21 protein-coding genes are annotated in these 25,921 nt (G+C 74.0%); 13 read left to right on the top strand and 8 right to left on the bottom strand.

Annotated elements, in window-relative coordinates; all coding sequences use genetic code 11:
- The first annotated feature begins 28 nt into the window (after positions 1–28).
- The 5 genes from ABEA04_RS08885 to ABEA04_RS08905 all read left to right on the top strand — a co-directional run bounded on the left by ABEA04_RS08885 (position 29) and on the right by ABEA04_RS08905 (position 4,972).
- Positions 29–1,453: an HNH endonuclease signature motif containing protein gene (locus tag ABEA04_RS08885; RefSeq protein ID WP_345457151.1), complete on the top strand. Its 1,425-nt coding sequence runs from the start codon at positions 29–31 to the stop codon at positions 1,451–1,453.
- Positions 1,454–1,514: 61 nt separating this feature from the next.
- Positions 1,515–2,336 (top strand): glutamate racemase, encoded by an 822-nt coding sequence (gene murI, locus ABEA04_RS08890; protein ID WP_345457154.1) that lies wholly within the window; start codon positions 1,515–1,517, stop codon positions 2,334–2,336.
- A gap of 19 nt (positions 2,337–2,355) precedes the next feature.
- Positions 2,356–3,111, top strand: a complete 756-nt coding sequence (locus tag ABEA04_RS08895; RefSeq protein ID WP_345458267.1) for an MBL fold metallo-hydrolase — start codon at positions 2,356–2,358, stop codon at positions 3,109–3,111.
- 29 nt (positions 3,112–3,140) lie between these two features.
- Positions 3,141–4,169 carry an ABC transporter ATP-binding protein gene (locus ABEA04_RS08900; RefSeq protein ID WP_345457157.1) on the top strand — a complete coding sequence of 343 codons (1,029 nt, stop codon included), beginning with the start codon at positions 3,141–3,143 and terminating at the stop codon, positions 4,167–4,169.
- Entirely contained in the window at positions 4,166–4,972 is an 807-nt protein-coding gene (locus tag ABEA04_RS08905) for an ABC-2 transporter permease (RefSeq protein WP_345457160.1), read from the top strand. The genes ABEA04_RS08900 and ABEA04_RS08905 overlap by 4 nt, the downstream gene beginning before the upstream one ends.
- A 184-nt stretch (positions 4,973–5,156) precedes the next feature.
- Here the strand turns inward: ABEA04_RS08905 and ABEA04_RS08910 are convergent, their stop codons facing one another.
- Positions 5,157–6,062 carry a dihydropteroate synthase gene (locus tag ABEA04_RS08910; RefSeq protein WP_345457163.1) on the bottom strand — a complete coding sequence of 302 codons (906 nt, stop codon included), beginning with the start codon at positions 6,060–6,062 and terminating at the stop codon, positions 5,157–5,159.
- Complete coding sequence (locus ABEA04_RS08915) at positions 6,059–6,808, bottom strand: dihydrofolate reductase family protein (RefSeq protein ID WP_345458269.1); 750 nt, start codon at positions 6,806–6,808, stop codon at positions 6,059–6,061. Before ABEA04_RS08915 ends, ABEA04_RS08910 begins: the two co-directional genes overlap by 4 nt.
- 108 nt (positions 6,809–6,916) lie before the next feature.
- On the opposite strand from ABEA04_RS08915, the gene ABEA04_RS08920 reads away from it, so the two are divergent.
- The 5 genes from ABEA04_RS08920 to ABEA04_RS08940 all read left to right on the top strand — a co-directional run bounded on the left by ABEA04_RS08920 (position 6,917) and on the right by ABEA04_RS08940 (position 14,560).
- A complete protein-coding gene (locus ABEA04_RS08920) occupies positions 6,917–10,135 on the top strand; it encodes a reprolysin-like metallopeptidase (RefSeq protein ID WP_345457166.1) in 3,219 nt (1,072 codons plus the stop codon).
- A 72-nt stretch (positions 10,136–10,207) separates the two neighbouring features.
- Positions 10,208–11,563 carry an MFS transporter gene (locus ABEA04_RS08925; RefSeq protein WP_345457168.1) on the top strand — a complete coding sequence of 452 codons (1,356 nt, stop codon included), beginning with the start codon at positions 10,208–10,210 and terminating at the stop codon, positions 11,561–11,563.
- 40 nt (positions 11,564–11,603) lie between these two features.
- Entirely contained in the window at positions 11,604–12,215 is a 612-nt protein-coding gene (locus ABEA04_RS08930) for a rhomboid family intramembrane serine protease (RefSeq protein WP_345457171.1), read from the top strand.
- A gap of 14 nt (positions 12,216–12,229) precedes the next feature.
- Positions 12,230–13,531: a glycoside hydrolase family 6 protein gene (locus ABEA04_RS08935; protein WP_345457174.1), complete on the top strand. Its 1,302-nt coding sequence runs from the start codon at positions 12,230–12,232 to the stop codon at positions 13,529–13,531.
- Between the two features lie 63 nt (positions 13,532–13,594).
- Entirely contained in the window at positions 13,595–14,560 is a 966-nt protein-coding gene (locus tag ABEA04_RS08940) for a hypothetical protein (protein ID WP_345457177.1), read from the top strand.
- A 144-nt stretch (positions 14,561–14,704) separates the two neighbouring features.
- Here the strand turns inward: ABEA04_RS08940 and ABEA04_RS08945 are convergent, their stop codons facing one another.
- The 4 genes from ABEA04_RS08945 to ABEA04_RS08960 form a co-directional block, all read right to left on the bottom strand.
- Positions 14,705–16,300 (bottom strand): fatty acyl-CoA synthetase, encoded by a 1,596-nt coding sequence (locus ABEA04_RS08945; protein WP_345457180.1) that lies wholly within the window; start codon positions 16,298–16,300, stop codon positions 14,705–14,707.
- A gap of 30 nt (positions 16,301–16,330) precedes the next feature.
- Positions 16,331–18,211, bottom strand: coding sequence for a translational GTPase TypA (gene typA / locus ABEA04_RS08950; protein WP_345457183.1), 1,881 nt, complete (start codon positions 18,209–18,211; stop codon positions 16,331–16,333).
- Positions 18,212–18,948: 737 nt separating this feature from the next.
- Positions 18,949–20,172, bottom strand: a complete 1,224-nt coding sequence (locus ABEA04_RS08955) for an HNH endonuclease signature motif containing protein (RefSeq protein WP_345457186.1) — start codon at positions 20,170–20,172, stop codon at positions 18,949–18,951.
- Between the two features lie 639 nt (positions 20,173–20,811).
- A complete protein-coding gene (locus ABEA04_RS08960) occupies positions 20,812–21,468 on the bottom strand; it encodes a LuxR C-terminal-related transcriptional regulator (protein ID WP_345457188.1) in 657 nt (218 codons plus the stop codon).
- Positions 21,469–21,678: 210 nt separating this feature from the next.
- Between ABEA04_RS08960 and ABEA04_RS08965 the strand changes: the two genes are divergently transcribed.
- On the top strand, positions 21,679–22,668 hold the full coding sequence (locus ABEA04_RS08965) for a TIGR03557 family F420-dependent LLM class oxidoreductase (RefSeq protein WP_345457191.1): 990 nt from the start codon (positions 21,679–21,681) through the stop codon (positions 22,666–22,668).
- Between the two features lie 113 nt (positions 22,669–22,781).
- On the opposite strand, the gene ABEA04_RS08970 is transcribed toward ABEA04_RS08965, so the two are convergent.
- Both ABEA04_RS08970 and ABEA04_RS08975 read right to left on the bottom strand, forming a co-directional pair.
- Positions 22,782–23,690: an SDR family NAD(P)-dependent oxidoreductase gene (locus ABEA04_RS08970; protein ID WP_345457194.1), complete on the bottom strand. Its 909-nt coding sequence runs from the start codon at positions 23,688–23,690 to the stop codon at positions 22,782–22,784.
- 3 nt (positions 23,691–23,693) lie between these two features.
- Positions 23,694–23,900 carry a hypervirulence associated TUDOR domain-containing protein gene (locus tag ABEA04_RS08975; RefSeq protein WP_345457195.1) on the bottom strand — a complete coding sequence of 69 codons (207 nt, stop codon included), beginning with the start codon at positions 23,898–23,900 and terminating at the stop codon, positions 23,694–23,696.
- Between the two features lie 59 nt (positions 23,901–23,959).
- Here ABEA04_RS08975 and ABEA04_RS08980 point away from each other — a divergent pair, with 59 nt between their 5' ends.
- Both ABEA04_RS08980 and ABEA04_RS08985 read left to right on the top strand, forming a co-directional pair.
- The gene (locus ABEA04_RS08980) at positions 23,960–24,766 is read left to right on the top strand and encodes an SDR family NAD(P)-dependent oxidoreductase (protein WP_345457197.1); all 807 of its coding nucleotides are present in this window, start codon (positions 23,960–23,962) and stop codon (positions 24,764–24,766) included.
- Positions 24,767–24,853: 87 nt separating this feature from the next.
- Positions 24,854–25,921 (top strand): NAD-dependent epimerase/dehydratase family protein, encoded by a 1,068-nt coding sequence (locus ABEA04_RS08985; protein ID WP_345457199.1) that lies wholly within the window; start codon positions 24,854–24,856, stop codon positions 25,919–25,921.

Below are 25,921 nucleotides of genomic sequence, written 5' to 3' on the forward strand. Positions count from 1 at the left end.
TCAAACATGTGTTCGATATAATCTCGGCATGGACCCGAGCACCGACGTCACCGACGCGGCAGCCGCCGCGCTCGGTCGTGCCGTCGACGAGCTCGTGGCCGGGCTCGCCGACGAGGCGTCGTCCGCGAGCCACCTCCCCGCCCTGGCGGGGCGGCTCGCACATGCGGTCTCGCGCCTCCAGGCGGCGCAGGCGGTCGTGGCCGAACGGCTCGATGCGACGGGCGCGGCCGAGGCGCTCGGCTGGGCCTCCACCAAGGACTTCCTCACCCACGTCGCCGGCGGGCGCAAGGGCGCCGGCGGCGCCGTCCTCCGCCTCGCCGAGCACACCCGAGACCTCCCCGCCGTGCGCGCCGCGATGCTGGCCGGCGACGTCACCTCGGCCCAGGCCGGCGTGATCGGACGGCGGGTGGCCACGCTGCCGCACGTGCCCGAGCTGCGGTCCCGCGCGGCCGACGTCATGCTCGCCCAGGTCGCCGACCGCCGGCTCGACGCGACCGACCTCGACCGCGCCTTCGGCGACGTGCTCGCGGCGATCGACCCCGACGGCAGCCTGCTCGGTGACGACCAGCGCCGCGACGTGCGCGAGCGCGGCGCCCACCACGCCCGCTACCTCGCCCTCACACCCGACGAGGTCGGCGGCGTGGTGATCCGCGGATACGCCACCGTCGAGGACGCCGAGCTGGTGCGCACGGCACTGGTGCCGCTCACCGCGCCGGTCGTCAGCCAGCCCGGCGCGTGCGGTGGCGACCCCGTGCTGCTGCGCGAGCACGCCCGCGACGCCGACGGACGACGCCTCGACCCCGGCTGCCCGACCCCCGCGTGCAACCACGACGGCGCCGACCCTCGCGACCACGGCGCCCGGCTGCTCGACGCGCTCGTCGAGACCTGCCGCCGGGTCCAGCACCTCACCGGCCCCGACGCCCTGCCCACCGCGCACGGTGTCAGCGCCCGGCTCACCGTCACCATCGACCACCGCGCACTCGAGGGAACGCTCGGCGGCGACGGCCTGCTCGGCTCCGGCCAGTCGATCTCGGCAACGGCGGTGAGGCGGCTGGCCTGCGACGCCGAGGTCCTGCCGGCCGTGCTCGGAACCGACGGCCAGGTGCTCGACCTCGGGCGCACCCGCCGGCTGGTGACCACCCCGCTGTGGAGCGCGCTCGTGCTGCGCGACCGGCACTGCACCTTCCCGGGCTGCACCCGGCCGCCCGTGGCCTGCGAGGCGCACCACCTGCGCCACTGGGCCGACGGCGGCGTCACCAGCCTCGACAACCTCGCGCTGCTGTGCCGCCGCCACCACACCACGACCCACCAGACCCCGTGGCGGGTCCACCTCGACCCGACCACCCGTCGTCCGGCGTGGACCCCACCACCACGGCCCGACGGCCCGCCCCCGTTCACCTTCCACCGAGGCGTCGACCCGCCCGTGCCGTCGAGGCCGCCGGTGCCCGTGTGACGTGTGACCTACGTCCCTGGGTTCGCCGTGCACCCACCCGGACGCCGTACCGTTGGGTCCCGTGCCCAGTCAGTCCCCTGATGCGCCCATCGGCATCTTCGACTCCGGGTTCGGGGGGCTCACGGTGGCGCGGTCGGTGATCGACCAGCTGCCGCACGAGTCGCTGCTCTACGTCGGCGACACCGCGCGCCAGCCCTACGGGCCCAAGCCGATCGGTGAGGTGCGCGAGTACGCGCTGGAGTGCCTCGACCACCTCGTGCACCAGGGTGTCAAGGCACTCGTGATCGCGTGCAACTCCGCCAGCGCCGCGATGCTGCGCGACGCGCGCGAGCGCTACGACGTCCCCGTGGTCGAGGTGATCTACCCCGCCACCCGGCGCGCGGTCTCGGCCAGCCACACCGGGCGCATCGGCGTCATCTGCACGAGCGCCACCGCCGAGTCGATGGCCTACGACGACGCGTTCGCCGCCGCCCCGCACGTCACGCTCACCACCCGCGCGTGCCCGCGGTTCGTCGACTTCGTCGAGTCGGGCGTCACCGGCGGCGATGAGCTGCTCGCCGCGGCCCACGACTACCTCGACCCGCTCGTCGCGGCCGGCGTCGACACGCTCATCCTGGGCTGCACGCACTACCCGCTGCTCACCGGCGTCATCGCCTACGTGATGGGTCCCGACGTCACGCTCGTCAGCAGTGCCGAGGAGTGCGCGAAGGACGTCTACCGGATGCTCGCCGACACCGGCCTGATGCGTGAGAGCGGCGAGCCCGGCTACACCTTCGTCACCACCGGCTCGCCCGCCGAGTTCGAGACCATCGGACGCCGCTTCCTCGGCCCCGAGATGGTCGCCGCCGGTCAGTTCGCCGGCGGTCTGGCCGGCAGCGTCTGAGGCCGGGGGACCGCTCGTGATGCTCACCGTCGTCGGCTGCTCCGGCTCCTACCCCGGACCCGACAGCCCCGCCAGCTGCTACCTGCTCGAGACCGACGACGCCGACGGCCGCACCTGGCGCGTGCTGCTCGACCTCGGCAACGGCGCGCTCGGCGCGCTGCACCGCCACGTCGACCCGCTCACCGTCGACGCCGTCCTGCTCAGCCACCTGCACGCCGACCACTGCCTCGACCTGTGCGGCTACTACGTGATGCGCAAGTACCACCCGCAGGGCCCGCCGCCGCAGATCCCCGTGCACGGCCCCTCGGGCGTGGCCGAGCGCATGGCGCGTGCCTACGACCTCGACCCCGACCCGGGCATGGGCGAGGAGTTCGACTTCCGCGAGTACGACGGCGCCTTCACCGTGGGGCCGTTCGAGGTGCAGCCGGTGCGCGTCGAGCACCCCGTCGAGGCCTACGCGCTGCGCATCGCGGCCGGCGGCGCCGTCCTGGCCTACAGCGGCGACACCGCCGCCTGCGAGGGCGTCGACCGGGTCGCGGCGGGCGCCGACCTGCTGCTGTGCGAGGCCTCGTTCCGCGACGGCGACGACAACCCGCCCGGCATCCACCTCACCGGCGTCGAGGCTGGCCGGGTGGCCGCCGACGGCGGGTCGGGCCGGCTGGTGCTCACCCACGTGCCGCCGTGGTTCGACCCCGACGCGATGCTCGGCGAGGCCCGCACCACCTTCGAGGGCCCGATCGAGCTCGCCACGCCCGGGGCGGTCTACGAGTTGTAGGGCGCCGCCGATCGGGCAGGGTGACGCCCATGATCACCGTCGAGCGACTCACCCGCCGCTACGGCGCCTTCACCGCGGTGGACGACGTCAGCTTCGTCTGCCAACCGGGGCGGGTCACCGGGTTCCTGGGTCCGAACGGGGCCGGCAAGACCACGACGATGCGCATCCTGGTCGGCCTCACCTCCGCCAGCCAGGGCCAGGCGCTCGTCGGCGGCCGACGCTACCAGGACATCCCGAACCCGGGCCGCCACGTCGGCGTCCTGCTCGACGCCGGCGCGCAGCACGGCGGCCGCACCGGCCGCGAGATCCTGCGGCTCGGCGCCACCACCATGGGCCTGCCGTCGTCGCGGGTCGAGGAGATGCTCGACCTGGTCTCGCTGACCCCCGGTGAGGCCAAGCGCCGGCTGCGGCACTACAGCCTCGGCATGAAGCAGCGCCTCGGCATCGCCCACGCGCTGCTCGGCGACCCGCAGGTGCTGATCCTCGACGAGCCGGCCAACGGCCTCGACCCCGCCGGCATCCGCTGGATGCGCGGGCTGCTCAAGGGCTACGCCGACCGCGGCGGCACCGTGCTGCTCTCGAGCCACCTGCTGCACGAGGTGGAGCAGATCGCCGACGAGATGATCCTCATCGGCCGCGGCCGCATCGTCGCCCAGGGCGACAAGAAGACCCTGCTCGAGGCCAACCGGGGCACCCGCAAGGCGATCACCCAGGTCACCTCGCTCGACGACGCGCGCCTGGCCGGCCTGCTGCGCGAGCGCGGTCTCGAGGTCACCGCCGGACCCGCCGGTCTCACGGTGGCCGCCGCGTCGGTCGACGTCGGCCGGGTCGCCGCCGAGCACCAGGTCGTGCTCACCGAGCTGGGCTCGCAGCAGGGCGGCCTGGAGGACCTCTTCCTCGAGCTCACCTCCGACACCCAGCGCGAGGGCGCCGGCTTCCCGCCCGGCGGGTACGCCGCTCCGCCCCCGCCCCACGGCCCGCCGCCCGGCTACGGCTACGGACCGCCACCCGGCGGGATGCCGCCCCCGCCCGCCCCTCCGACGGGAGCCCCGCGATGACCTCCTACGCCCCACCGCCCCAGCCGATGCAGGTGCAGGGCACGACGAGGGTGCCGCTCTCGCGCCTGGTGCGCGTCGAGCTGCGCAAGGCCGTCGACACCCTCGCCAGCTTCTGGCTGGTCGTCGGCATCGCGATCCTGATCTTCCTCGTCGAGGCCTTCATCCTCGTCGCCGTGCTGGTCGAGGGCTCGCGCAGCTCGCCGGGCGACTTCGCGCTGATCGCGTCGTACCTGAGCGCGGTCGCCCTGCCGGTGCTGGCGATCATGCTGGTCACCACCGAGTGGAGCCAGCGGACGGCGATGGTCACGTTCTCGCTCGAGCCGCGCCGCGGGCGGGTGCTGCTGGCCAAGTACCTCGTGTGCCTGCTGCTCACGCTGGCCGCGGTCGTGCTCGGCGTCGTCGTCGGGTTCGCCTGCGCCCTGGTGTGCCAGGTGGCGCAGCCCGACGTGACGACCTGGGACCTCGGCGGCGAGTTCCTCGGCGGGTTCGTGGTCACCCAGCTCATCGCCACCACGCTCGGCTTCGCCTTCGCCTGCCTGCTGCTCAACACCCCGGCCGCGATCGTGGTCTTCGTGCTCTACCGGGTGATCCCGGTCTCGGCGTTCGGCATCGTGCAGGGCTTCTTCCCCGGCTTCGAGGACGTGCGTCCCTGGGTCGACTTCGAGTTCTCGCAGGGCCCGCTCTACGACTGGTCCATCTCCGGCGCCTCCGAGTGGCTCCAGCTGCTGGTCAGCGGCGCCCTCTGGCTCGGGCTGCCGCTGTTCTTCGGCCTCATGCGCATCCTGCGCGCCGAGGTGAAGTAGCCGTCCGCTCCGGGGGTCTCGAGGCTCGGCCGTGGCCGGCCTCGCACCTCGACCATCGTGGGGTCTCGTTCACGATGGTCGAGGTGCGAGGAGCCCCGGCGACGAGCCTCGAGACCGCTGGCCCACCGAGACCGACCCGACCACCACGGACCCTGAGCCTGTCGAAGGGGCACCCCCCGAGGGCTCAGTCCAGCGCCGCCAGCGCCCCGAGCACCGCGACGATCTGCGGCACCTCGTGGGTGCGGTAGACGCCGGTGCCGCCGAGGCGGGCGAGCACGGTGAAGAACGCCTCGGCGCCGCGGAACTGGTCCTCGAACAGCTCGAAGGAGTGCGGCAGCGAGTGGCAGACCGGGACGCCGAGCGTGCGCAGCCGGAAGGTCTGCAGCAGGACGGCGGTCTGGTGCCGCGCGCGGGCGAGCTGATCGTCGAGGGCGAACCCGAGACCCAGCCCGGGGTCGATCGCCAGGCTCGAGACGCCGCGGGAGCGGGCGTCGTCCAGGCGACGGGCGAAGGCCTCGACCATCGCCGGCACCGGGTCGGCGTCGGGGGAGCGGCGGCCGTCGCCGTCGAGGTCGCGTGCATGGCGGCCGTGCACGTGGCACAGCACGACGGTGGCCCCGCGCTCGGCGGCGAGGTCGAAGATCGCGGCGTCGTCGCCCGCGCCGGTCAGGTTCACCACCGACGCGCCGGCGTCGAGGCCGGCGCGCACCACCTCGACGTCGTAGCCCTCGACCGAGCACACCACGCCGGTGGCCGCCAGCTCGCGGACGACGGGCTCGAGGCTGCGGGCCTGCTCCTGCGCAGCCACCCGGGCGGACGTCGCGTTGCTCGACTCGGCGCCGACGTCGACGACGTGCGCACCCTGGGCGGCCAGCACCCGGCCGCGGCGCACGGCGGAGTCGACCGAGACGCAGACGCTCTCGCGGTAGCTGCTGTCGCGGCTGAGGTTGACCACGCCCATGACGACGGGCTCGGCGTCGGTGTCGATGTCGCGACCGCCCAGGCACAGCGGCGCGAGGGGCCGCTCGAGCGTGGCGAGGTCGTCGGGGTGCTCGGCGGCCAGCCGCGCGAGCCCGGCGAGGTCGATCACCGACCCGACCCGCGCACGTAGCGGTTCATCAGGAACCCCTCGGCCTCGAGCACGTGCACCAGGTCGAAGCCGACGACCGCCGGCAGGCCGTCGGTCTGCTTCCGCTCGCCGAGACCGGCGAAGGTGGGGGAGAGGGTGATGTCGGCCTCGTCGACGACGTCGGCCCGCACCAGGCTCTCGAGCAGGCCCGGCCCGCCCTCGCACACGATGCGCGGCAGCCCGCGGCCGGTGAGCGCGTCGACCAGGAACTGCGGGGTGACGTCGTCGGGCGCGGTGACCACGTGGGCGTGCTCGCGGGCCCGGGCGAGCGCGTCGGCGTCCGGGTCGGCCCCGGTGAGGACGACGGGCCGCTCGCTCGACTCCGCGAACAGCTCGGAGTCCCACGGCAGGTCGAGGGAGCCGCTGACGATGGCCAGCACCGGCGCCGGCCGCTGGTCGTGGGCGGCGCGCTGGTCGGCGTCCTCGGGCTTGGCCCGCATCGCGCCGTAGCCCTCCTCGCGGATCGTCGAGGCCCCGACCAGGACGGCGTCCGCGCGCCGCCGCACGGCGTCGAAGACCTGCTTGTCGACGCTGGAGGAGATCGACCCGCTCAGCCCGTCGGGGCCCGCGCTGGCGCCGTCGAGGGTGGTCACCATCATGGCCCGCACCCAGCGCCGCTCGCCGTCGTCGACCGGCCACGGGTAGGCCCCGAGCACCGCGTCGTCGTCGAGCGAACCGGTCGGGTACCCCTCGGGGCCGTGGATCATGCGCACGTCCGCCGACGCTACCCACGGACACACAACGGACACAGATCTGTGATGGGGTGACCCTCTCCCCCCGCGCTCCCCGCCCCCTCTCTCCCTGCGAGGAAACCCTTGAGACGCATCCCCCTGCTCTGCGCCGCCCTCGTCGGCGCCACGTTCGCCGTCCCCGCGGTGGGCGGCACGACCGGGCTCGCCCCGGCCGCGTCGGCCGCCGACGCCGTCTGGACGCCGGTCTCGGCCCGGCTCGGTGCCGAACGCTCGGCCGACGGCGACCGTCGTCGGGTCGAGCCCCGTCGCTACGCGGCCTTCACCCTCGACCAGTCGGCTCTCGAGACCCGGCTCGACCGCGCGCCCGCGGAGGGCGCCCGCGCCGCCGGCACCGTGCTGACCGTGCCGGCCCCCACCGGCGACCTCGTCGACTTCACCATCGCCGAGTCGCCGATCATGGAGCCCGGCCTGGCCGCCGACCACCCCGAGATCGCCACCTACGCCGGCCGCTCGGTCGACGGCGCGGCCACGATCCGCCTCGACGTCACGCCGATGGGCTTCCACGCCTCGGTGCGCGGCGACGGCGCCTCCTGGTTCGTCGACCCGGCCTACAACGGCGACGCCGACGGCGTCTACCTCTCCTACGTCGGCACCGACCTGCCGGCCGCCCAGAAGAAGCTGGTCGAGCCCGAGTCGATGACCGACCAGCTGGCCGAGGCCGCGCGCGACGTCGCGCCGCGCACCGGCGAGCCGCAGGACAGCCCGGTCACCTTCCGCACCTACCGGCTCGCGCTGGTGACCGACCCGTCGTACGCGCGCTACTTCGGCACGCAGAACGTGCTGGCCGAGAAGGTCACGCTGATGAACCGCGTGAACCAGATCTACAACGACGACTTCGCGGTGCGGCTCGACCTCGTCGACGGCACCGACAAGCTCAACATCGACACCGACGCCAAGGCGTTCGGACCGGACGGCGGCTGCGGCTCGGCCGGCTGCTACCTGCCCAACCAGTTCGCCAACGGGTGCACCGGTGGCCTGCTGAACCGCAACCGGATCGCGATCGGCCAGCTGATCGGCGCGTCGAACTACGACATCGGGCACATCGCGCTCGGCATCAACGGCGGCGGCGTCGCCGGCCTCGGCGTCGTCGGCGCCGACGGCAAGGCCCGCGGCTGCACCGGCCTGCCGCAGCCCGAGGGCGACTTCATGGCCATCGACTACGTCGCCCACGAGATGGGCCACCAGTTCGGCGGCAACCACACCTTCAACGGCACCCAGGTCAGCTGCGGCGGCAACAAGGCCGCCCCGTCGGTCGAGCCCGGCTCGGGCTCCTCGGTCATGGCCTACGCGGGCATCTGCGGCCAGGACGACCTGCAGCCGCACACCGACCCGTACTTCTCGCAGTGGAGCCAGCAGGAGATGACGGCCTACATCACCGCCATCCGCCCGCTGGTCAACGAGGTGCAGACCGTCGCGCTCAACGGCTTCGACACCGACGGCGAGTCGTTCACCCTGTCGTTCCGCGGCCGCACCAGCGCGCCGATCGTGCGGGGCACCAACTACACGCTCGAGGGCATCGACGCCGCGCTCGAGGCCATCCTCGTCGGCGGCCAGGTGAGCGTCGCCGGCTTCGGCAACAGCGCCACCCTCGACGACACCGGCTTCCAGCTGGTCTTCAACACCCCGACCGGGGCGACCACCCCGAACCCGCTCGCGGGCCAGGACCTGCCGTCGGTCTCGATCAACCCGGTCGAGGGCTTCACCGGCTTCGTCGGCGAGACCGCCCAGGGCGGCCCGGCCGAGAACGGCGGCTTCACCGCCACCGAGACCACCAACCGGACGCCGGTCGCCACCGCGCCGGCGACGGCGTCCATCCCGCTGCGCACGCCGTTCACGCTCACCGGCGAGGCCAGCGACGCCGACGGCGACGCGATGGTCTACCTGTGGGAGCAGACCGACCGCGGGGCCGGCACCGGCACCTCGCTGGTGAGCCAGACCAAGACCAACGGTCCGCTGTTCCGCGTCTTCGGCACCTACGCGAACGTCACCCCGGCCGCGACGCTGCAGTACAACTCGCCGGGGGAGAACGAGGCGACGGCGAGCCCGAGCCGCACCTTCCCCGACATGGAGCAGATCCTCGTCAACAACACCAACGCGGCCACGGGCCTGTGCCCCGAGCCGCCGGCCCCGCCGGCGTCCGGCCCGAGCAACGTGCCGGTGCCGACGCGTGACTGCTTCTCGGAGTGGCTGCCGACCGCCGACTACGTGGGCAGCCCGCAGGCCGGCAACGAGGAGCCGTCGCTGAACTTCCGGTTCACCGCGCGCGACCTCGACCCGACCGCCGGTGGCTACTCCTTCGCCAACACCAAGGTGACCATCGACAAGACCGCCGGCCCGTTCCTGGTCTCGTCGAAGAACAACCCGGCCGCCGCGGTGGCCGGGCGCACCGAGGTCGTGGCCTGGGCCGTCGCCGGCACCAACAAGCCGACCCTGGCCGAGAACGTGAAGATCTCGCTCTCGACCGACGGCGGGCGCACGTTCCCGATCGTGCTGGCCGAGTCGACGCCCAACGACGGCTCCGAGCCGGTCACCTGGCCGGCGGTCGAGACCACCACGGCCCGCATCAAGGTCGAGGCGGTCGGCAACGTGTTCTTCGACGTCAACAACGCCGACTTCCAGATCACGGTGCCCACGCCGCCCACGCCGGGCGACACCACCGCGCCCGAGACGACCATCGTCAGCGGGCCGGACGCCGTCCTGCTCGACACGGCCACCACGGTCGATGTCGGCACCGCGGACGACGACGCCGCGGGCTACGCGTGCACGCTCGACGGCGCCCCCGTGGCGTGCGACGGCGGCACCGCCGAGCTGACCGGGCTCGGCGCCGGCACCCACCGCTTCACCGCGACGGCCACCGACGCGGCGGGCAACACCGACGCCAGCCCGGCCACCCGGGTGTTCACGGTGCCGGTCGACGACCGCGTGCTGCGGCGCGCGGGCGGCGGCTGGCAGGCCACCTCGGCGTCCGGGGCGTTCCTCGGCACCATCTCGACCACCCGCACCAAGGGCGCCGCGCTGCAGCGCCCGGTGACCGGGGCGACCGAGATGTGGCTGGTCGCGGGCACCGGGCCGGCCTCCGGGTCGGTGCGCGTGCTGATCGACGGCACCGCGGTGCGCACGATCGACCTGCGCGGCACCGGCTCGACGCCGGGCAAGCAGCTGTTCCGCATCACCGGGCCGGGCGCGGCGCGCTCGGGCCTGGTGCGCATCGAGAAGCTGGACGGTCGCCCGGTGAAGATCGACGGCCTCGCGGTCGTCACCGCGCCGGCCGCCCGCCGGTAGCCGGTAGCACCTGATCGACCCGAGGGGGCGTCGCGCGGAATGCGCGGCGTCCCCTCGTGGTTGTGACGTGTCGTGACCCTCGACCGTCTCGACGCTGCCGCACGCCCGGCCCCCGACGCCGGCGCTGACGACTCGCGCCGGGTCTCGGTGCTGCTCGGCCTGCTGTTCGGCCTGGTGGGCATGGGCTCGTCGTCCGCCGCCGTCGCCATCCCGCTGATCAGCGAGGACTTCGGCGTCAGCGCCGGCAACGCCACCTGGACCATCAGCCTCTACGCGCTGATGCTCGCGGTGGCGACCGCCGTCTACGGCCGGGTCTCCGACCTGGTCGGCATCCGGCTGCCGCTGCTGGTCGGCATCACGCTGATGACGGCCGGCGCCGTGCTCGCCGCCCTGGCGCCGGAGTTCTGGGTGCTGCTGGTGGCCCGCGTCGTCCAGGGCGCCGGCGCGGCCGCGGTGCCGACGCTCGGCGTCGCCGTCCTCAACGCCCGCTACGACGGGTCGGTGCGCGGCCTCGCGCTCGGGCGGCTCGCCGGCATCGCCGCCGCCGTCAGCTGCCTCGGCCCGCTCACCGGCGGGCTGGTCGAGCACGCCTTCGGCTGGCGCGCCGTCATGGGCCTGCCCGTGCTGGCCGTCGCCGTCGTGCCGATCGTCTGGTACGCCCTGACCCGCGAGGGCACCGGCGCCCGGCTCGACCTGCTCGGCGCCGTGCTCGTCGCCCTCACCGCCGCCGGCGTGGTGCTGATCGTGCAGTCGCCGTCGACCGGGCTGGTCGTCACCGCGGCGGGCTCGGCCCTGCTGCTGCTCGGCACGCCGGCCGTCGCGGCGCGGGTGAAGCGTCGTCCGCACGGGTTCCTGCCGGCCGAGGTGGTGCGCAACGGCACCGTCGTGCGCAGCGGCATCGCGGCCGCCGCCGTGCCCGCGGCCTGGTTCGCGCTGCTGGTCGGCGTGCCCGCCGTGCTGGTCGGCCACGGCTGGGAGCCGTGGCAGGTCGGCCTGCTGCTGCTGCCGAGCGCCGCCATCGCCCTGTTCGTGCCCCGCCTGGCCGGGCGCGCGCTCGCCCGCTACGGCCCCGCCCGCTCGATCGCCGCCGCGGCCGCCGTCTCCGCCGTCGCGCTGCCGGTCACCGGTCTCGGTGCGGCCCTGGTCTCGGCGCCGCTGCTCGGTGCGGGCGTCCTGCTGGTCACCATCGCCTTCGGCGTCGGGCAGCCGGCCATGACCGCCTCGGTCGCCGACGCCGTCGCGCCCGACGTGCGCGGCGTCGCGCTCGGCGTGGCCACGCTCGTCTTCCTCGTCGGCGGCAGCGTCGGGTCGGCCGTCGTGGGCGGTCTCGGCGACGTCGTGGGCGTCGGCTGGGCGCTCACCGTGCTCGCCGTCCTCCCGCTGGCCGGGCTGGCCGTCATCCGCGCCGAGGTGCGGGCCACCCGCTGAACCCCGCACCGGCTCCCGCCGGTTTGGCAGAGTGGTCGGCATGAGCCAGCACCTGCCGACGCGCACCGAGGAGCGCCGGCCCACGTGGCAGGTCGCCGCGACGGGCGCGGTGGGGTTCGTCGTCCTGCTGTGGGCGCTCGAGGTGATCGACGCGCTCGCCGACCACCGTCTCGACCAGTACGGCGTCCGCCCGCGCTCCGACGAGGGGCTGCTCGGCATCCTCCTCGCGCCGCTGCTGCACAGCGGCTGGCTGCACCTCGAGGCCAACACGGTGCCGGCACTGGTGCTGCTGTTCCTCGTGCTGCTCTCGGGGGTCGCCCGCGGCGTGCAGGCCACCGCGATCATCTGGCTGGTGGGCGGCCTCGGCGTGTGGCTGGTCGCGCCCGGCAACGAGGTGCACCTCGGCGCCTCGGTGCTGATCTTCGGCTGGCTGGTCTACCTGATGCTGCGCGGGTTCTGGAACGGCTCGGGCCGCGAGATCGTGCTGGGCGTGGTGCTGTTCCTGGTCTACGGCGGCCTGCTGCTCGGCGTCCTGCCGGGTGAGCAGGGCATCTCGTGGCAGGGCCACCTGTTCGGTGCGGTGGGCGGGGCGCTGGCGGCGTTCCTGCTGGGGGAGCGCAGCCGGCGGCCTGACGAGCGGCCGGTCGTGTAGTAGAACAGGTGCCCATGCGCCTGCGTCGTCCCGCGTCCGTCCTGGCCGCGCTGCTCGCGCTCGCGGTGACCGCAGCCGGGTGCGGCGGCGACCCCGCCCCGGCGCCCGATGACGCCGCGGCACCGCCGTCCTCGTCGGCCGTCGCGACGCCGTCGCCGACGGTGAAGGACGCCCGGGGCGACCGGGCCCGCGAGGCGCGCCGGGAGCGCGAGGAGCGCCGTGAGCGTCGTGAGGAGCGTGAGGCGCGCGCGCTGGCCGAGCTCGCCGAGCAGACCCGCGTCGACCAGCAGGCCGAGCGGGACGCCGCGCGCGAGCGGCGGCAGCGGGCGGTGTCCCGCAACCCGCTGGCCGGACGGCGCTGGGGCGTCTACCAGGGGCCGCAGGAGATGGCGTGGGACCCCTACGTGCGCGCCAGCGGCGCCACGAAGCGCACGCTCGCCGTCATCGCACTGGCGCCGAAGGCGAAGTGGATGGGGCACTGGATCCCCGACGGCGAGATCTACAGCCGCACCCGCGACTACATCGCCAACGCGCAGGCCGGCGACCCCGAGACGCTCGTGCAGATGACGATGTTCCGCATGGTGCCCTGGGAGCAGGAGACCTGCCGCCGGCTGCCGACCAAGGCCGAGCAGGCGTCGTACAAGCGGTGGACCGACAGCTTCGCCCGCGCCATCGGACGCACGCCGACCGCGATCGTGCTGCAGCCCGACGGGCCGTTCGCGCTGTGCGCGCCGGGCGGCTCGACGCTGCCGTCGTCGCTGATCGCCTACTCGGCCCGCGTGCTCTCGGCGCTGCCGCGCACCAGCGTCTACATCGAGGCCGGCGCCGCCGACTGGCCGGCCGCGGGGCAGGGCGGCGTCGACCGGGCCGCCGACGTGCTCGTGCCGGCCGGCATCGAGTACGCCCGGGGGTTCGCGCTCAACGGCACGCACTACTCGAGCACCTCCGACGAGGTGCGGCGCGGGGCGGCGCTCGTGAAGGAGCTCGCCTCGCGCGGCGTGCCGGGCAAGCACTTCGTGGTCAACACCAGCGGCAACGGGCAGGGCTTCGAGTTCGGCACCTACCAGGGTCCCGACCCGCTCAACGCCTGGACGTGCCGCTCGAAGAGCGACCCGCGCACCTGCGTCGCGCTCGGCATCCCGCCCACCGCGGACGTCTCCGCCGCCCGCTGGGGCCTGCCCGACGACGTCCGCCGGCTCGCCCGCGCGCACGCCGACGCCTACCTGTGGTTCGGCCGGCCGTGGCTGTACCGCCAGAACGAGCCGTTCCAGATGAAGCGCGCGCTCGCCGTCGTCCGCAGCAGCCCGTACGTCTGACCTCTACGGACCCTGAGCTCGTCGAAGGGACTCGACCGGGCCACACATGGGCAACCTCCCGGCATGACGACCGACGACGCGCACACCCGCGACGTTCTGGCCGCGGCCCGCGACCTCGCGCGCGAGCGGGCGCGCCGGGTGGCGCTGGTCGAGGAGGCCGGCGTCGAGCGGGACGCCGCCCGTGCGCGGTTGCGCGCGGCCCGCGACGAGCTGGCCTCGCTGACCGAGGAGGTCGACCGGCTGCGGGGCGTGGGCGGCCTGCTCACCGCCGTGCTGGGTGGGCGGGGCAAGCGGCTCGCCGTCCTGGAGCAGCGCCGGGCCGCCGTCGAGGGGGCGATCGCCGAGGCGCGGCGCCGGGTCGACGAGACGCGGGCCGAGGTGGCACGGCGGCAGCGGGCGGTGGAGGAGTTCGACGACGCCCAGCCGCGGCTGGAGGAGGCGACGCGGGCGCGTGAGGCGCTGCTGCTCGACTCGGACGCCGAGGTGGCGCCCGAGCTGCGGATGGTGGTCGGCCGGATCGCCGCGACCCGGCGGGCGCGGCAGCAGCTCGTCGAGCTGCTCCACGAGACGCAGCGGGTGCTCTCGCGGCTGCAGACGGCGCACTCCGAGCTGCGGGACGCCGCCGACCGCGCCTGGCGCGAGCGCACCTCGATGCAGCTGCAGAGTGGCTCCTCCGACCCCCGGTGGTCGCGCCACACCCAGCCGAAGCTCGAGCACATGCGGGCCGCGGCGGCGCAGGTCGCCTCGGCCAACGAGCTGCTGGCCGGCCTGCGCGAGCGGCTCGAGCGGCACGACCTGACACCGGTCGACGTCCCGCTCCGCACCGGCCGGGAGCCCCTGCTACGCCTGTCGCAGGACTCCCGCCTGCGCCGCTGGGAGGCCATGGGTCACATCGCCGAGTCGACCGACCGCGTCGCCGAGGCCGTCGGCCCGGTCGCGCAGCTCGCCGCCGACCTCGAGCACGACCGCGCCACCCTCGACGCCGAGCTGCGCTCGCTCACCACCCGCCGCGACCACCTGCTCTCCTGACGGCCCCTGGGCCCCTCGACGCGGACGTTCGCCTGTGTCCCTTCGACAAGCTCAGGGTCCCTGCGGGGACGTCGACGTTGACCTTCCGGGCCCTCGAGGACGGCCTCGCGCTGACGCTCGGCCTGCTCGACCACCGGTGGCAGGTCAGTCGCCGGCGGCGAGGTCGGCGTGCTCGTCGCGCAGCTGGCGCTTGAGGATCTTGCCGCTGGGGTTCTTCGGCAGGCTCTCGACCATCACGACCCGCTTCGGCGTCTTGTAGCCGGCGAGCACCCCGCGGGCGTGCGCGACGACGTCGTCCGGCTCGAGCGTGTGGCCGGGCTTGGGGACGACGACCGCCACGACCGCCTCGACCCACCGCGGGTGGCTGACGCCGAAGACCGCGACCTCGGCGACGCCGGGCATCGCGTAGATGGCCTCCTCGACCTCACGGCTGGCGACGTTCTCGCCGCCGGTCTTGATCATGTCCTTCTTGCGGTCGACGACGTAGAGCCTGCCCTCGTCGTCGACGTAGCCGAGGTCGCCGGAGTGGAACCAGCCGCCGCGGAACGCCTCGGCGGTCTTCTCCTCGTCGTTCCAGTACCCGAGGGTGGCGTGTGGCGAGCGGTGCACGATCTCGCCGACCGTGCCCGCCGGGACGTCGCGGTCGTCGTCGTCGACGATGCGGGTCTCGACGTTCAGCGCCGCCACCCCGGCCGACCCGGCGTGGGAGAGCTGCTCCTCGGGCGGCAGGCAGGTGGCGAGGGGTGCCATCTCGGTCTGGCCGTAGAAGTTCCAGAGCCTCACGTCGGGCAGCCGCTCGCGCATCTCCTTGAGCACCTCGACCGGCATCGGCGACGCGCCGTAGTAGCCCTTCTCGAGCGACGACAGGTCGGCACCGTCGAACGCCTCCGAGCGCAGCAGCCCGATCCACACCGTGGGCGGCGCGAAGAACCGGTTGACCCGGTGCTCCTCGATCGCGGCGAGGACGGCGGCCGGGTCGGGCCCCGGCAGGATGACGCTCGTCGCGCCGATCCACACGTCGGGGCCGAGGAAGACGTCGAGCTGCGCGCAGTGGTAGAGCGGCAGCGTGTGCAGGTCGACGTCGTCGGCGCGGTAGTCGCCGTCGAGCGCGCACGAGACGTACTGCCACATCAGGGCCCGGCTGGTGAGCACGGCGCCCTTCGGTCGCGACTCGGTGCCGGAGGTGTACATCAGCCGCACGGGGTCGTCGTCCGCCACGTGCACCTGCGGGACGTCGGGCGGCGTCCCGTCGTCGTCGAACCAGGTCTGCGCGTCGACCCACCCGTCGGGCACCTCGCGGCCCGCCAGCCGGACGACGGCGCGCACCGCCGGCGGGGCGGCGAGCCCGTCGAGCGCGGCCTGCGCGGTGCCGACGAGGGCGTCCTCGACGACGAACGCGGCCGCCCCGCTGTGCTCGAGGATGTAGCCGATCTCGCCGGCGCCGAGCATGAAGTTGACCGGCACCAGCACCACGCCGACGCGGGCGGTGGCGAAGTCGAGCACCGCGAACTGCCAGCAGTTGTGGCTGAGCAGCGCGAGCCGGTCGCCCTTGGCCAGGCCCGCGGCGGCGAGCGCCGCCGCGGCGCGGTCGACGGCGGCGTCCAGCTCGGCGAACGTCAGGCTGGTCGGGCCGTCGACGATCGCCGGCTTGTCGGGGAAGCGGCGGGCGCTGCGGCGGGGCAGGTCGCCCAGCGCGTGCTGCCGGGCGTGGGCGACGAGGTCGGCGACGGGTGCGGCCATGCCGCGAACCTAGCCCGTGCGGACGACGTCCTAGCTGCCGCGACGGGCGCGGGCGGCGGCCTTGGCGCGGTCGTGGGCGTCGAGCGAGACCTTGCGGATGCGCACCGTCTCGGGCGTCACCTCGACGCACTCGTCCTCGCGGCAGAACTCCAGGCACTGCTCGAGGGAGAGCCGGCGCGGCGGGATGAGCTTCTCGAAGTTGTCGGAGGTGGCGGACCGGATGTTGGTCTGCTGCTTCTCCTTGGTGATGTTGACGTCCATGTCGTCGGCGCGGGAGTTCTCGCCGACGATCATGCCCTCGTAGACCTCGGTGGTGGGCTCGACGAACATCACGCCGCGCTCCTGCAGCGAGGTCATCGCGTACGCCGTCGCGGCACCCGCGCGGTCGGCGACGAGCGAGCCCGAGGCGCGCGAGCGGATCTCGCCGGCCCACGGCTCGTAGCGCTCGAAGACGTGGTGGGCGATGCCGGTGCCGCGGGTCTCGGTGAGGAACTGCGTGCGGAACCCGATCAGGCCGCGGGCGGGCACGAGGAACTCCATGCGCACCCAGCCGGTGCCGTGGTTGACCAGCTGCTCCATGCGGCCCTTGCGCGCGGCCAGCAGCTCGGTGACGGTGCCCAGGAACTCCTCGGGCGCGTCGATGGTGAGGCGCTCGACGGGCTCGTGCACCTTGCCGTCGATCTCGCGGGTGACGACCTGCGGCTTGCCGACGGTGAGCTCGTAGCCCTCGCGGCGCATCTGCTCGACGAGGATGGCGAGGGCCAGCTCGCCGCGGCCCTGCACCTCCCAGGCGTCGGGGCGCTCGGTGGTCAGCACGCGCAGCGAGACGTTGCCGACGAGCTCGGAGTCGAGGCGGTCCTTGACCAGACGGGCGGTGACCTTCGAGCCCTTGACCCGGCCGGCGAGCGGCGAGGTGTTGGTGCCGATCGTCATCGAGATGGCCGGCTCGTCGACGTGGATGAGCGGCAGCGCCACCGGGTTCTCGGGGTCGGCGAGGGTCTCGCCGATGGTGATCTCGGGGATGCCGGCGACCGCGACGATGTCGCCGGGTCGGGCGAGGGTGCCGGGCTTGCGCTCGAGGCCCTCGGTGACGAGCAGCTCGGTGACGCGGACGTTCTTGACCTCGCCGTCGCGCCGCATCCAGGCCACGGTCTGGCCCTTGCGCAGCTCGCCCTGGCGGACCCGCAGCAGCGCGAGGCGGCCGAGGAACGGGGAGGCGTCGAGGTTGGTGACGTGCGCCTGCAGCGGCGCGTCGTCGTCGTAGGTCGGCGCCGGGATGGTCTCGAGGATGGTCTTGAACAGCGGCTCGAGGTCGGGCGACTCGGGGACGTCGCCGTCGCCGGGCTGCTCGGTCGACGCGCGTCCGGCCTTCGCCGAGGCGTAGACGACCGGGAAGTCGAGGGCGTCCTGGCTGTGGGACTCGTCGAGCAGGTCGAGGAACAGCTCGTAGGTCTCATCGACGACCTCGCCGATGCGCGCGTCGGAGCGGTCGGTCTTGTTGACCACGAGGACGACGGGCATGTCGGCGTTCAGCGCCTTGCGCAGCACGAACCGGGTCTGGGGGAGCGGGCCCTCGCTGGCGTCGACGAGCAGCACGATGCCGTCGACCATCGACAGGCCGCGCTCGACCTCGCCGCCGAAGTCGGCGTGGCCGGGGGTGTCGATGATGTTGATGGTGATCGGCTCGTCACCGCGCTCGTAGTGCACCGCGGTGTTCTTGGCCAGGATCGTGATGCCCTTCTCCCGCTCGAGGTCGCCGGAGTCCATGACCCGCTCGGCGACGCTCTCGGCCTGGTGGGCGGTGAAGGCGCCGGCCTGGCGGAGCATCGCGTCGACCAGCGTGGTCTTGCCGTGGTCGACGTGGGCGACGATCGCGACGTTGCGCACGTCGGAGCGGGTGGCGGTGGGCACGATGATCCAGCGTATGGGGGCGGACGCCGGACGCCGATTCCGCGCACCCCGTCACGGGGTGGCCGTCCTCACGTGCCCGGCGCTCGGCCCCCGCCTCGACCCCATGAACGTCTGCGTGGCAGGCAGGCCGGTGGTTTCGACGACGCTCGCCGAGGGCTCGCTGCTCAACCACCGGAGTCGGCCTGACGGTGGTCGAGTTGCGAGGCCGGCCACGGCCGAGCCTCGAGACCTCGCACGGTTCACGCGAACGCGCCCGTACGGACCCTGAGCTTGTCGAAGGGACGTCGTGGGCGAACGTCTGCGTGGTGGGCCGGTGGTTTCGACGACGCTCGCCAAGGGCTCGCTGCTCGACCACCGGAGTCGGCCTGGCGGTGGTCGAGGTGCGAGGCCGGCCACGGCCGAGCCTCGAGACCCCGCCCTGGTGAAGGACACCGGTGGTCGAGCAGGCCGAGCGTCTGCGCGAGGCCGTCGTTGAGACCCCGGAAGGTCAACGCGAACGCGCCCGTACGGACCCTGAGCTCGTCGAAGGGCGCCCCGAGCGAACCTCCGCGTGGAGGGCCGGTGGTTTCGACGACGCTCGCTGGGCCTCGCTGCTCAACCACCGGCAGCCGAGCGTCTGCGCGAGGCCGTCGTCGAGACCGCGCAACGGTCAACGTGAACGCGCCCACACGGACCCTGAGCTTGTCGAAGGGCCCTAACGCATGCCGATAGCCCCGCCGGGGCGGGGTGTGGGGCGGTCAGGGTCGTCGGCGTCGGTCGACGGTGAAGACGCGACCGGTGGGGCTGGTCCACTCGTAGAGACCGGGCTCGATGGGCTCGTAGCGCCAGCGGCTGAACGTCTTGGCGCGGTGGTGCCGTCGGCACAACGGCGCGAGGTTGGACGTCGAGGTCGGGCCCCCGGACTCGTACGGGTGGATGTGGTCGAGGTCGACGCGTCGTCGGGTGCAGCGTGGGAAGACGCAGTGGCGGTCGCGGAGCAGCACGTGCTCGGCGACGGTCGGGCTGGGGCGGTAGGCGTCGCTGGACTTCTCGACGTTCAGGTCGACGACCGGTCGCATAGTGACCTTGGTGCCGGCTGCCGCACACCACTCGCGGATCTGCTCGATGAGCACGGGTGTCTGGGTGTTGTCGAGGGTTGCGACGTCGCTGCCGTCGAGGTGTGCGTAGAGCGTGACCCCACGACCGGCGCCGGGCTCGAGGTCGAGGTCGAGGGCGAGCTGGGCGCGGGCCATCTCGCCGAGCGCTTGCGAGCGGCGGACGTCGAGGGTCTCGGTCGAGCCGAGGTCGGCGAGCTTCTGGGCGCCGGCCCGGACGGCGGCTTCGAGGTCGACCGCGTCGGCGACGTCCACCGTGGCGGCGATCTCGACGGTGCCGTTGATCGGGACGTCGAGCCCGTTCAACCGGATGTCGACACCCCGGCGTTCGGCTGCTTCGACCCGGCGACGTTCGGCTTCGGCGGGGTCGAACCGGGCGATCGCGGCGGCCGTCGTCCGTTCGATCTGGGCCAGCGACAGGTCATGGGCGAACGGCGCCAACGCCTGGTCGACGAACGCGGCGCCGACTTTGCTGAGGATCACGGTGTGCTCGGCGACCCGGAACGCCCGCCAGACCGGAACCTCGCCACCAATGACCCGAGCGAACAAGCGCGGGAGTCGGTGCCGCAGCTCGAGGGCGTGACCGAGGTAGCGCAGCCCGGAGTCGGTGGAGACGCCCATGACGGCAGCGAGGTCGAGCGCGGCCCATTCGTGGACGACCGGTGCGCCGGGGCCGGCGACCTCGAGGCCCGGATCGGCGAGGGCGTCGGCGACGTAGTCCGGGTCGTCCACCACGTGACCGGCCGCCCACGCGAGCACGGCGCGGAGCTTGGCGACGTCCACCCGGCCCTGCTCGGCCACCACGGACTCGACCGCGTCGAACAGCGGGTCGCTGCTGAGGCGGGGGGTCTGGGTGGTGGTCGGCATAGGCCGATTCTATCGCTGACCACTGACAACCGCTGAGGTGTTCGATGGCCTGTGGAGATCGCTGGGGTGCCCTTCGACAGGCTCAGGGTCCGTGGGGTCGGGCTGGCCTTGGCGGGCCGGTGGTCTCGAGGCTCGTCGCCAGGGCTCCTCGCACCTCGACCATCGTGAAGGCCTGCGCGATGCTCGCCCGTACGCACCCCGACGGATCCTGAGCTCGTCGAAGGGACGTCGCGCGCGGACGTCTGCGTGGGGGGCCGGTGGTTTCGACGACGCTCGCTGGGGCTCGCTGCTCAACCACCGGTTGCGGCGTCCGAGCCCTTCGACGAGCTCAGGGTCCGTGTAGGCAGGTTGGCCTCGACGGGCCGGTGGTCTCGAGGCTCGTCGCCGGGGCTCCTCGCACCTCGACCATCGTGAAGGCCTGCGCAGTGCTCGTGCGAACGCACCCCGACGGACCCTGAGCTCGTCGAAGGGACGTCGTGCGCGAACGTCTGCGTGACGGCCGGTGGTTTCGACGACGCTCGCTGGGGCTCGCTGCTCAACCACCGGCGGGGGGCCCTCGACAAGCTCAGGGCACGTGAGGTCGGGTTGGGCTGCTCGCTGCTCAACCACCGGCGTCGGCGTGCGAGCCCTTCGTTAGGCTCAGTCCTTCTCGGGCTGGAAGCCGTGGGCGTGGCCCCAGACGACGGCCTGGGTGCGGCTGGAGACGTTGATCTTGCGGTAGAGCGTGCGGATGTGGGTCTTGACGGTGTTGACGCCGATGAAGGCGCGCTGGCCGATCTCCTCGTTGCTGAGGCCCTGGCAGATCAGGGCGAGCACCTCGGCCTCGCGGGGGCTGAGGCCGTGCTCGTCGCCGGGCCAGCGGCCGAAGGCGTTGAAGCCGTCGAAGCCGTCGCGGCCGTCGGTGCCGTCGGGGACGACGCGCTGGCCGGTCGCGATGCGCTCGATGGCCGAGACCAGCTCGTCTGCGGTGGCGCTCTTGGAGACGTAGCCCGCGGCGCCGGCCTCGAGGCTGGCGGCGACGAGGGCCGGGTCGGTGTTCCAGCTGAAGACGACGACGCGGATGCGCTTGCTCGTCATCCCGGCGATGTTCAGCGCGCCGCCCTGGCTCTTGCCGAACGTGTCGTAGAGCACCAGGTCGAGCTCGGCCTCGTCGAGGCGGATGCGCTCGGCCCCGCCGGCGGCGAGGTCGACGACCTCGACGCGGTCGGAGAACGGGCGCAGCACGGCCGCGACCCCGGCCACGACGATGTCATAGTCGTTGAGAACGGCGATGCGCACCGGTGCACGCTCCTGCATGGCGCGATCCAACCAGGTTCCGTCCGTCGAGGTGGTCCCAATCAACCCTGAGGGTGAACGAGTCGCTCCGAGCCCGTGGCTACGTTCGTCGCATCGGTGGCACTGGCGCGTGCGTTCTCGGTCACCGTCCCCAGCCTGAGGCTCCTCCGCCCGGCCCCCCGGGCGGTGGAGCCTCAGACCATCTCCCGCGCCCTCGACCAAGGAGCCCCCATGCGCTTCGGCTACACCCTCATGACCGAGCAGTCCGGCCCGCGCGAGCTGGTGCGCTACGCCCAGCAGGCCGAGGACGCCGGCTTCGACTTCGAGGTCTCCAGCGACCACTTCTCGCCCTGGCTGACCGAGCAGGGCCACGCCCCGAACGCCTGGACGACGCTCGGTGCCGTCGCGCACGCCACCAGCCGGGTCGACCTGATGACCTACGTGACCTGCCCGACGATCCGCTACCACCCGGCCGTCGTGGCGCAGCAGTCCGCGACGCTGCAGATCCTCGCCGAGGGCCGCTTCACCCTGGGCCTTGGTTCGGGCGAGAGCCTCAACGAGCACGTCGTCGGCCAGCGCTGGCCGAGCCTGGCCGAGCGGCAGTCGATGCTGGAGGAGGCCATCGAGGTGATCCGCAGGCTGCACACCGGTGACCTCGTCGACCACCGGGGCGAGCACTTCCAGGTCGACTCCGCCCGCATCTGGGACGTCCCCGACCAGGGCGTCGACCTCGCCCTCGCGGTCTCGGGCGAGCGCTCCATCGGCCGGTTCGCGCCGCTGTCGGACCACCTCGTCGCCGTCGAGCCCGACGGCTCGGCCATCGAGACCTGGAACGGCACCGACGGCGCCCCGCGCATCGGTGAGGGCGGCGCGCGCGCCATCGGCCAGATCCCGATCTGCTGGGGACCCGACGCCGCCGAGGCCCGGCGCACCGCGCACGAGCAGTTCCGCTGGTTCGCCGGCGGCTGGGCCGTCAATGCCGACCTGCCCACGCCCGCCGGGTTCGCCGGCGCCACCCAGTTCGTCACCGAGGACGACGTCGCGGAGAACATCCCGTGCGGCCCCGACCTGGACGCCGTCGTCGAGGCCTGCTCGGAGTTCTGGGAGGCCGGCTTCACCGACCTCGCCCTGGTGCAGGTCGGCGACGAGGGCCAGCAGCGCTTCCTCGACGAGGCCGCCGGCCCGCTGCTCGAGAAGCTGCGCGCCGCCGCCCCCGCCTGACCGGCCCGGCGGCGCCGGCCGCTCACCCGCTGCGGTAACGCGCAGGGGTGGTCGGCTCGCGCCGTCGGCCTGCCTAGCGTCGAGTCATGCTCCTCGCTGCGCCGTCCGCGCCCTCAGCGCCGACGCCAGCGCGCCCGGCGGTCACCCGGACGACGGAGCCGACCGGTCAGCGTCCAGCCGCCGCGCAGCCCCTCGCCCGCCGGGTCGGGCTCGAGCACGTTGCCGGGGCCGTCGGCCATCGCGGGCCCGCGCAGCACGATGCGGTCGACCATCGGCCCGGCCACCCGGTCGTAGACCGCCGGCAGGAACCGGAAGCCGGTGACCGCGAGCCGGTTGACCGGTCCCACGTGCACCATGCGTCGCGGCCGGTCGAGGCAGCGCACGCAGGCCCGCGCGACGGCGTCCGGCGAGACGACCGGGGGCGGAGCCGAGCCGGCGGAGCCCGCGTAGGAGCCCGCCAGGTGGTAGATCGGGGTGTCGATGGCGCCGGGCAGCACGAGGCTGACGTGGATGCCGCGCTCGCGCTGCGTCTCGACCTGCAGCGCGCGCACCAGGCCCAGCTGGCCCCACTTGGAGGCGCAGTAGGAGCCCATCGCGGGCACCGAGATCTCGGCCAGCAGCGAGCTGACCACCACCAGCGACCCGCCGCCGGACGCCCGCAGGTGGGGCAGCGCCGAGCGAGCCAGGTTGGCGGTGCCGTCGATGGCGACGTCGGCCGCGTGGCCGAGCACCTCCGGCGGCACGTCCTCGACGCGGCCGTAGGCCATCGCCTGCGCGGTGGTGACGACGGCGTCCAGCCGGCCGTGGGTGGCCACGACGTGGTCGAGCGCGGCCTGCACGGCCGGGCCGTCGACGACGTCCGCGACCGCGGTGGTGACGGGTCCGGGCAGCCGGGCCGCGACGTCGGCCAGGCGGCCGGCGTCACGCGCGACCAGGCCGAGCGCGACGCCGTCCTCGCTGAGCATGCGGGCCACGGCGAGCCCGATGCCCGACGTCCCGCCGACGACCGCGACGACGCGCACGCCTCAGCCCTTCTTCGTCAGCGAGGACTCCTTGTGGGCCGCCGTCGACCCCGACTTCTCCGACTCCACGATCCAGTAGGGCTCGTCGCTGCTCGCGTCGAACTTCTGCTTGTCGTGCTGGAACGGCTTGGTCTTCTTCTCCTTCGCGGTGCCGGTGGTCGTCCCCTGCGGCGTGTTCCAGGTGACCGTGTCGCCCTTGCTGATGCTCATGTCCGTCAACCTACGGAGGCCGCCCCCGGGCGGACTCCCACCGAAGGGAGGAACGCCGGGTGATCATCGTCGTCACCGGGGCGTCCTCGGGGATCGGCCGCGCGACCGCGCTGCTGGCCGCCGAGGAGGGTCACGACGTCGCGCTGCTCGCGCGGCGCGAGGAGAAGCTGCAGGAGGTCGCGGCCGAGTGCGAGGAGCGCGGTGCGCCGTCCACGCTGGTGCTGCCGTGCGACGTCGCCGACGACGTCGCGGTCGAGAAGGCGATCGGCCAGGCGTGCGACGAGTACGGCGTCATCGACGCCGTGCTGCACTGCGCCGGCGTGGTCAGCTACGGCCGCACCGAGGACACGACGGCGGAGGACTTCGCCCAGGTGGTCTCGACCAACCTGCTCGGTGCCGCGTCGGTCGCCCGACACGTGGTGCCGGTGCTGCGCCGGCAGCGCCGGGGCGCCCTGGTGCTGGTGGGCTCGCTGCTCGGCCACATCGCGGTGCCCGAGATGACGCCGTACGTCGTGAGCAAGTGGGGCGTGCTGGCCCTGGCGCGGCAGCTGCGCATCGAGAACGTCGACCTGCCCGGCGTCCGCATCGTGCACGTGGCCCCCGGCAGCGTCGACACCCCGATCTACGACAACGCGCTCGACGCCGCGGGCGGGGTCAACAGCCCGCCCCCGCCGAGCATCAGCCCCGAGCGGGCCGCCCGGGTCATCTACGACCAGATCGGCTCGCTGCGCGGCCGCCTGCAGGCCTCGGTGCAGACGTCGTGGACCAACCACGGCCTCGTCGCCGCGTTCCGCCTCGCCCCCGTCGTGTGGGACCGCGCCGTCGGTCCCGCCTTCCAGGCCGTCTCGCGCCGCCGGGGGTCGTGAGCCCCCTCGACGGGTACCGGGGCCCATGACCCGCCCCACGGACCCCGAGCCCGGCGCAGGGCCCCCGCCCCGGGTGGACGCCGCCTGATGCGGGTCGTCGTCACCGGCGCGACCGGCAACCTCGGCACGGCGCTGGTCACGCGCCTGCTGGACGCCGACCACGAGGTCGTCGGCATCGCCCGCCGGACGCCGTCCGCGGGTGACCTCGCCGAGCTCGTCACGTGGGTGCCGGCCGACCTCAGCCGCGACGCGTGCGCCCCGGCGCTGCGCGGGGCGATGCGCGGCGCGGACGCCGTCGTCCACCTCGCGTGGGGGTTCCAGCCCTCCCGCCGCCCCGACTACCTCGAGGAGCTCGGGGTCGGCGGCACCCGCCGGGTGCTCGCGGCGGCGTCGGCCGCGGGCGTGCCGCACCTGGTGCACCTGTCGTCGGTGGGCGCCTACGCGCCCAAGCGCGACGACGTCCCGGTCGAGGAGTCCTACCCGACCACGGGCATCCCCGGGTCGCCCTACAGCCGGCACAAGTCGGCGGCCGAGCGGCTGCTCGATCGGCACGAGGCGGACGGCGCCGGGGCGCCCCGGGTGACGCGGCTGCGGCCCGGCATCCTCGGCCACCGCGCCGCGGCCAGCGCCCTGCTGCGCTACGGCGTCCCCGCGCTGGTGCCCGGCGCGGCGCTGACCAGGCTGCCGTTCGTGCCGCTCGACCGGCGGCTGGCGATCCCCGCGGTGCACGCCGACGACGTCGCCGCCGCGGTGGCCCTCGCGCTCGACCGGACGCCGGGCGGCGCGTTCAACCTGATGGCCGAGCCGCCGCTCGGCTCCCACGACCTCGCCGCGGCCCTCGGCGCCCGCGCCGTCCACGTGCCGGGCCGGGCCCTGCGCGCCGCGGCGTGGGCGACCTGGCACGCCCGGCTGCAGCCGCTCGACCCCGGCTGGGTCGACCTGGCGATGCAGGTGCCGCTGCTCGACACCACGCGGGCACGCGTCGAGCTGGGCTGGACGCCGGTGCACACCGCGGAGGCGACGCTGGCCGAGCTGGTCGCCGGCCTGCGCGACTCCGCGTCGGGTCCGTCGCCGGTGCTGCGTCCCCGCTCGGTGGCCCGGCAGCTCTCCGAGCGGCTGCGCCGGGGCCCGATCACGCGGCGGGAACGGCCCTGA

Origin of the sequence: Nocardioides marinquilinus, assembly GCF_039543705.1 — a bacterium.
GTDB lineage: Bacteria > Actinomycetota > Actinomycetes > Propionibacteriales > Nocardioidaceae > Nocardioides > Nocardioides marinquilinus.

What these genes read in the sequence shown, in the direction of transcription:
- ABEA04_RS08955 (WP_345457186.1), bottom strand. Translation starts at nt 20,172, where the DNA reads ATGCCGACCACCACCCAGACCCCCCGCCTCAGCAGCGACCCGCTGTTC.
- ABEA04_RS08900 (WP_345457157.1), top strand. Translation starts at nt 3,141, where the DNA reads ATGATCACCGTCGAGCGACTCACCCGCCGCTACGGCGCCTTCACCGCG.
- ABEA04_RS08945 (WP_345457180.1), bottom strand. Translation starts at nt 16,300, where the DNA reads ATGGCCGCACCCGTCGCCGACCTCGTCGCCCACGCCCGGCAGCACGCG.
- ABEA04_RS08985 (WP_345457199.1), top strand. Translation starts at nt 24,854, where the DNA reads ATGCGGGTCGTCGTCACCGGCGCGACCGGCAACCTCGGCACGGCGCTG.
- ABEA04_RS08965 (WP_345457191.1), top strand. Translation starts at nt 21,679, where the DNA reads ATGCGCTTCGGCTACACCCTCATGACCGAGCAGTCCGGCCCGCGCGAG.
- ABEA04_RS08930 (WP_345457171.1), top strand. Translation starts at nt 11,604, where the DNA reads ATGAGCCAGCACCTGCCGACGCGCACCGAGGAGCGCCGGCCCACGTGG.
- ABEA04_RS08895 (WP_345458267.1), top strand. Translation starts at nt 2,356, where the DNA reads ATGCTCACCGTCGTCGGCTGCTCCGGCTCCTACCCCGGACCCGACAGC.
- ABEA04_RS08960 (WP_345457188.1), bottom strand. Translation starts at nt 21,468, where the DNA reads ATGCAGGAGCGTGCACCGGTGCGCATCGCCGTTCTCAACGACTATGAC.
- ABEA04_RS08885 (WP_345457151.1), top strand. Translation starts at nt 29, where the DNA reads ATGGACCCGAGCACCGACGTCACCGACGCGGCAGCCGCCGCGCTCGGT.
- ABEA04_RS08975 (WP_345457195.1), bottom strand. Translation starts at nt 23,900, where the DNA reads ATGAGCATCAGCAAGGGCGACACGGTCACCTGGAACACGCCGCAGGGG.
- ABEA04_RS08905 (WP_345457160.1), top strand. Translation starts at nt 4,166, where the DNA reads ATGACCTCCTACGCCCCACCGCCCCAGCCGATGCAGGTGCAGGGCACG.
- ABEA04_RS08940 (WP_345457177.1), top strand. Translation starts at nt 13,595, where the DNA reads ATGACGACCGACGACGCGCACACCCGCGACGTTCTGGCCGCGGCCCGC.
- ABEA04_RS08915 (WP_345458269.1), bottom strand. Translation starts at nt 6,808, where the DNA reads ATGATCCACGGCCCCGAGGGGTACCCGACCGGTTCGCTCGACGACGAC.
- ABEA04_RS08935 (WP_345457174.1), top strand. Translation starts at nt 12,230, where the DNA reads ATGCGCCTGCGTCGTCCCGCGTCCGTCCTGGCCGCGCTGCTCGCGCTC.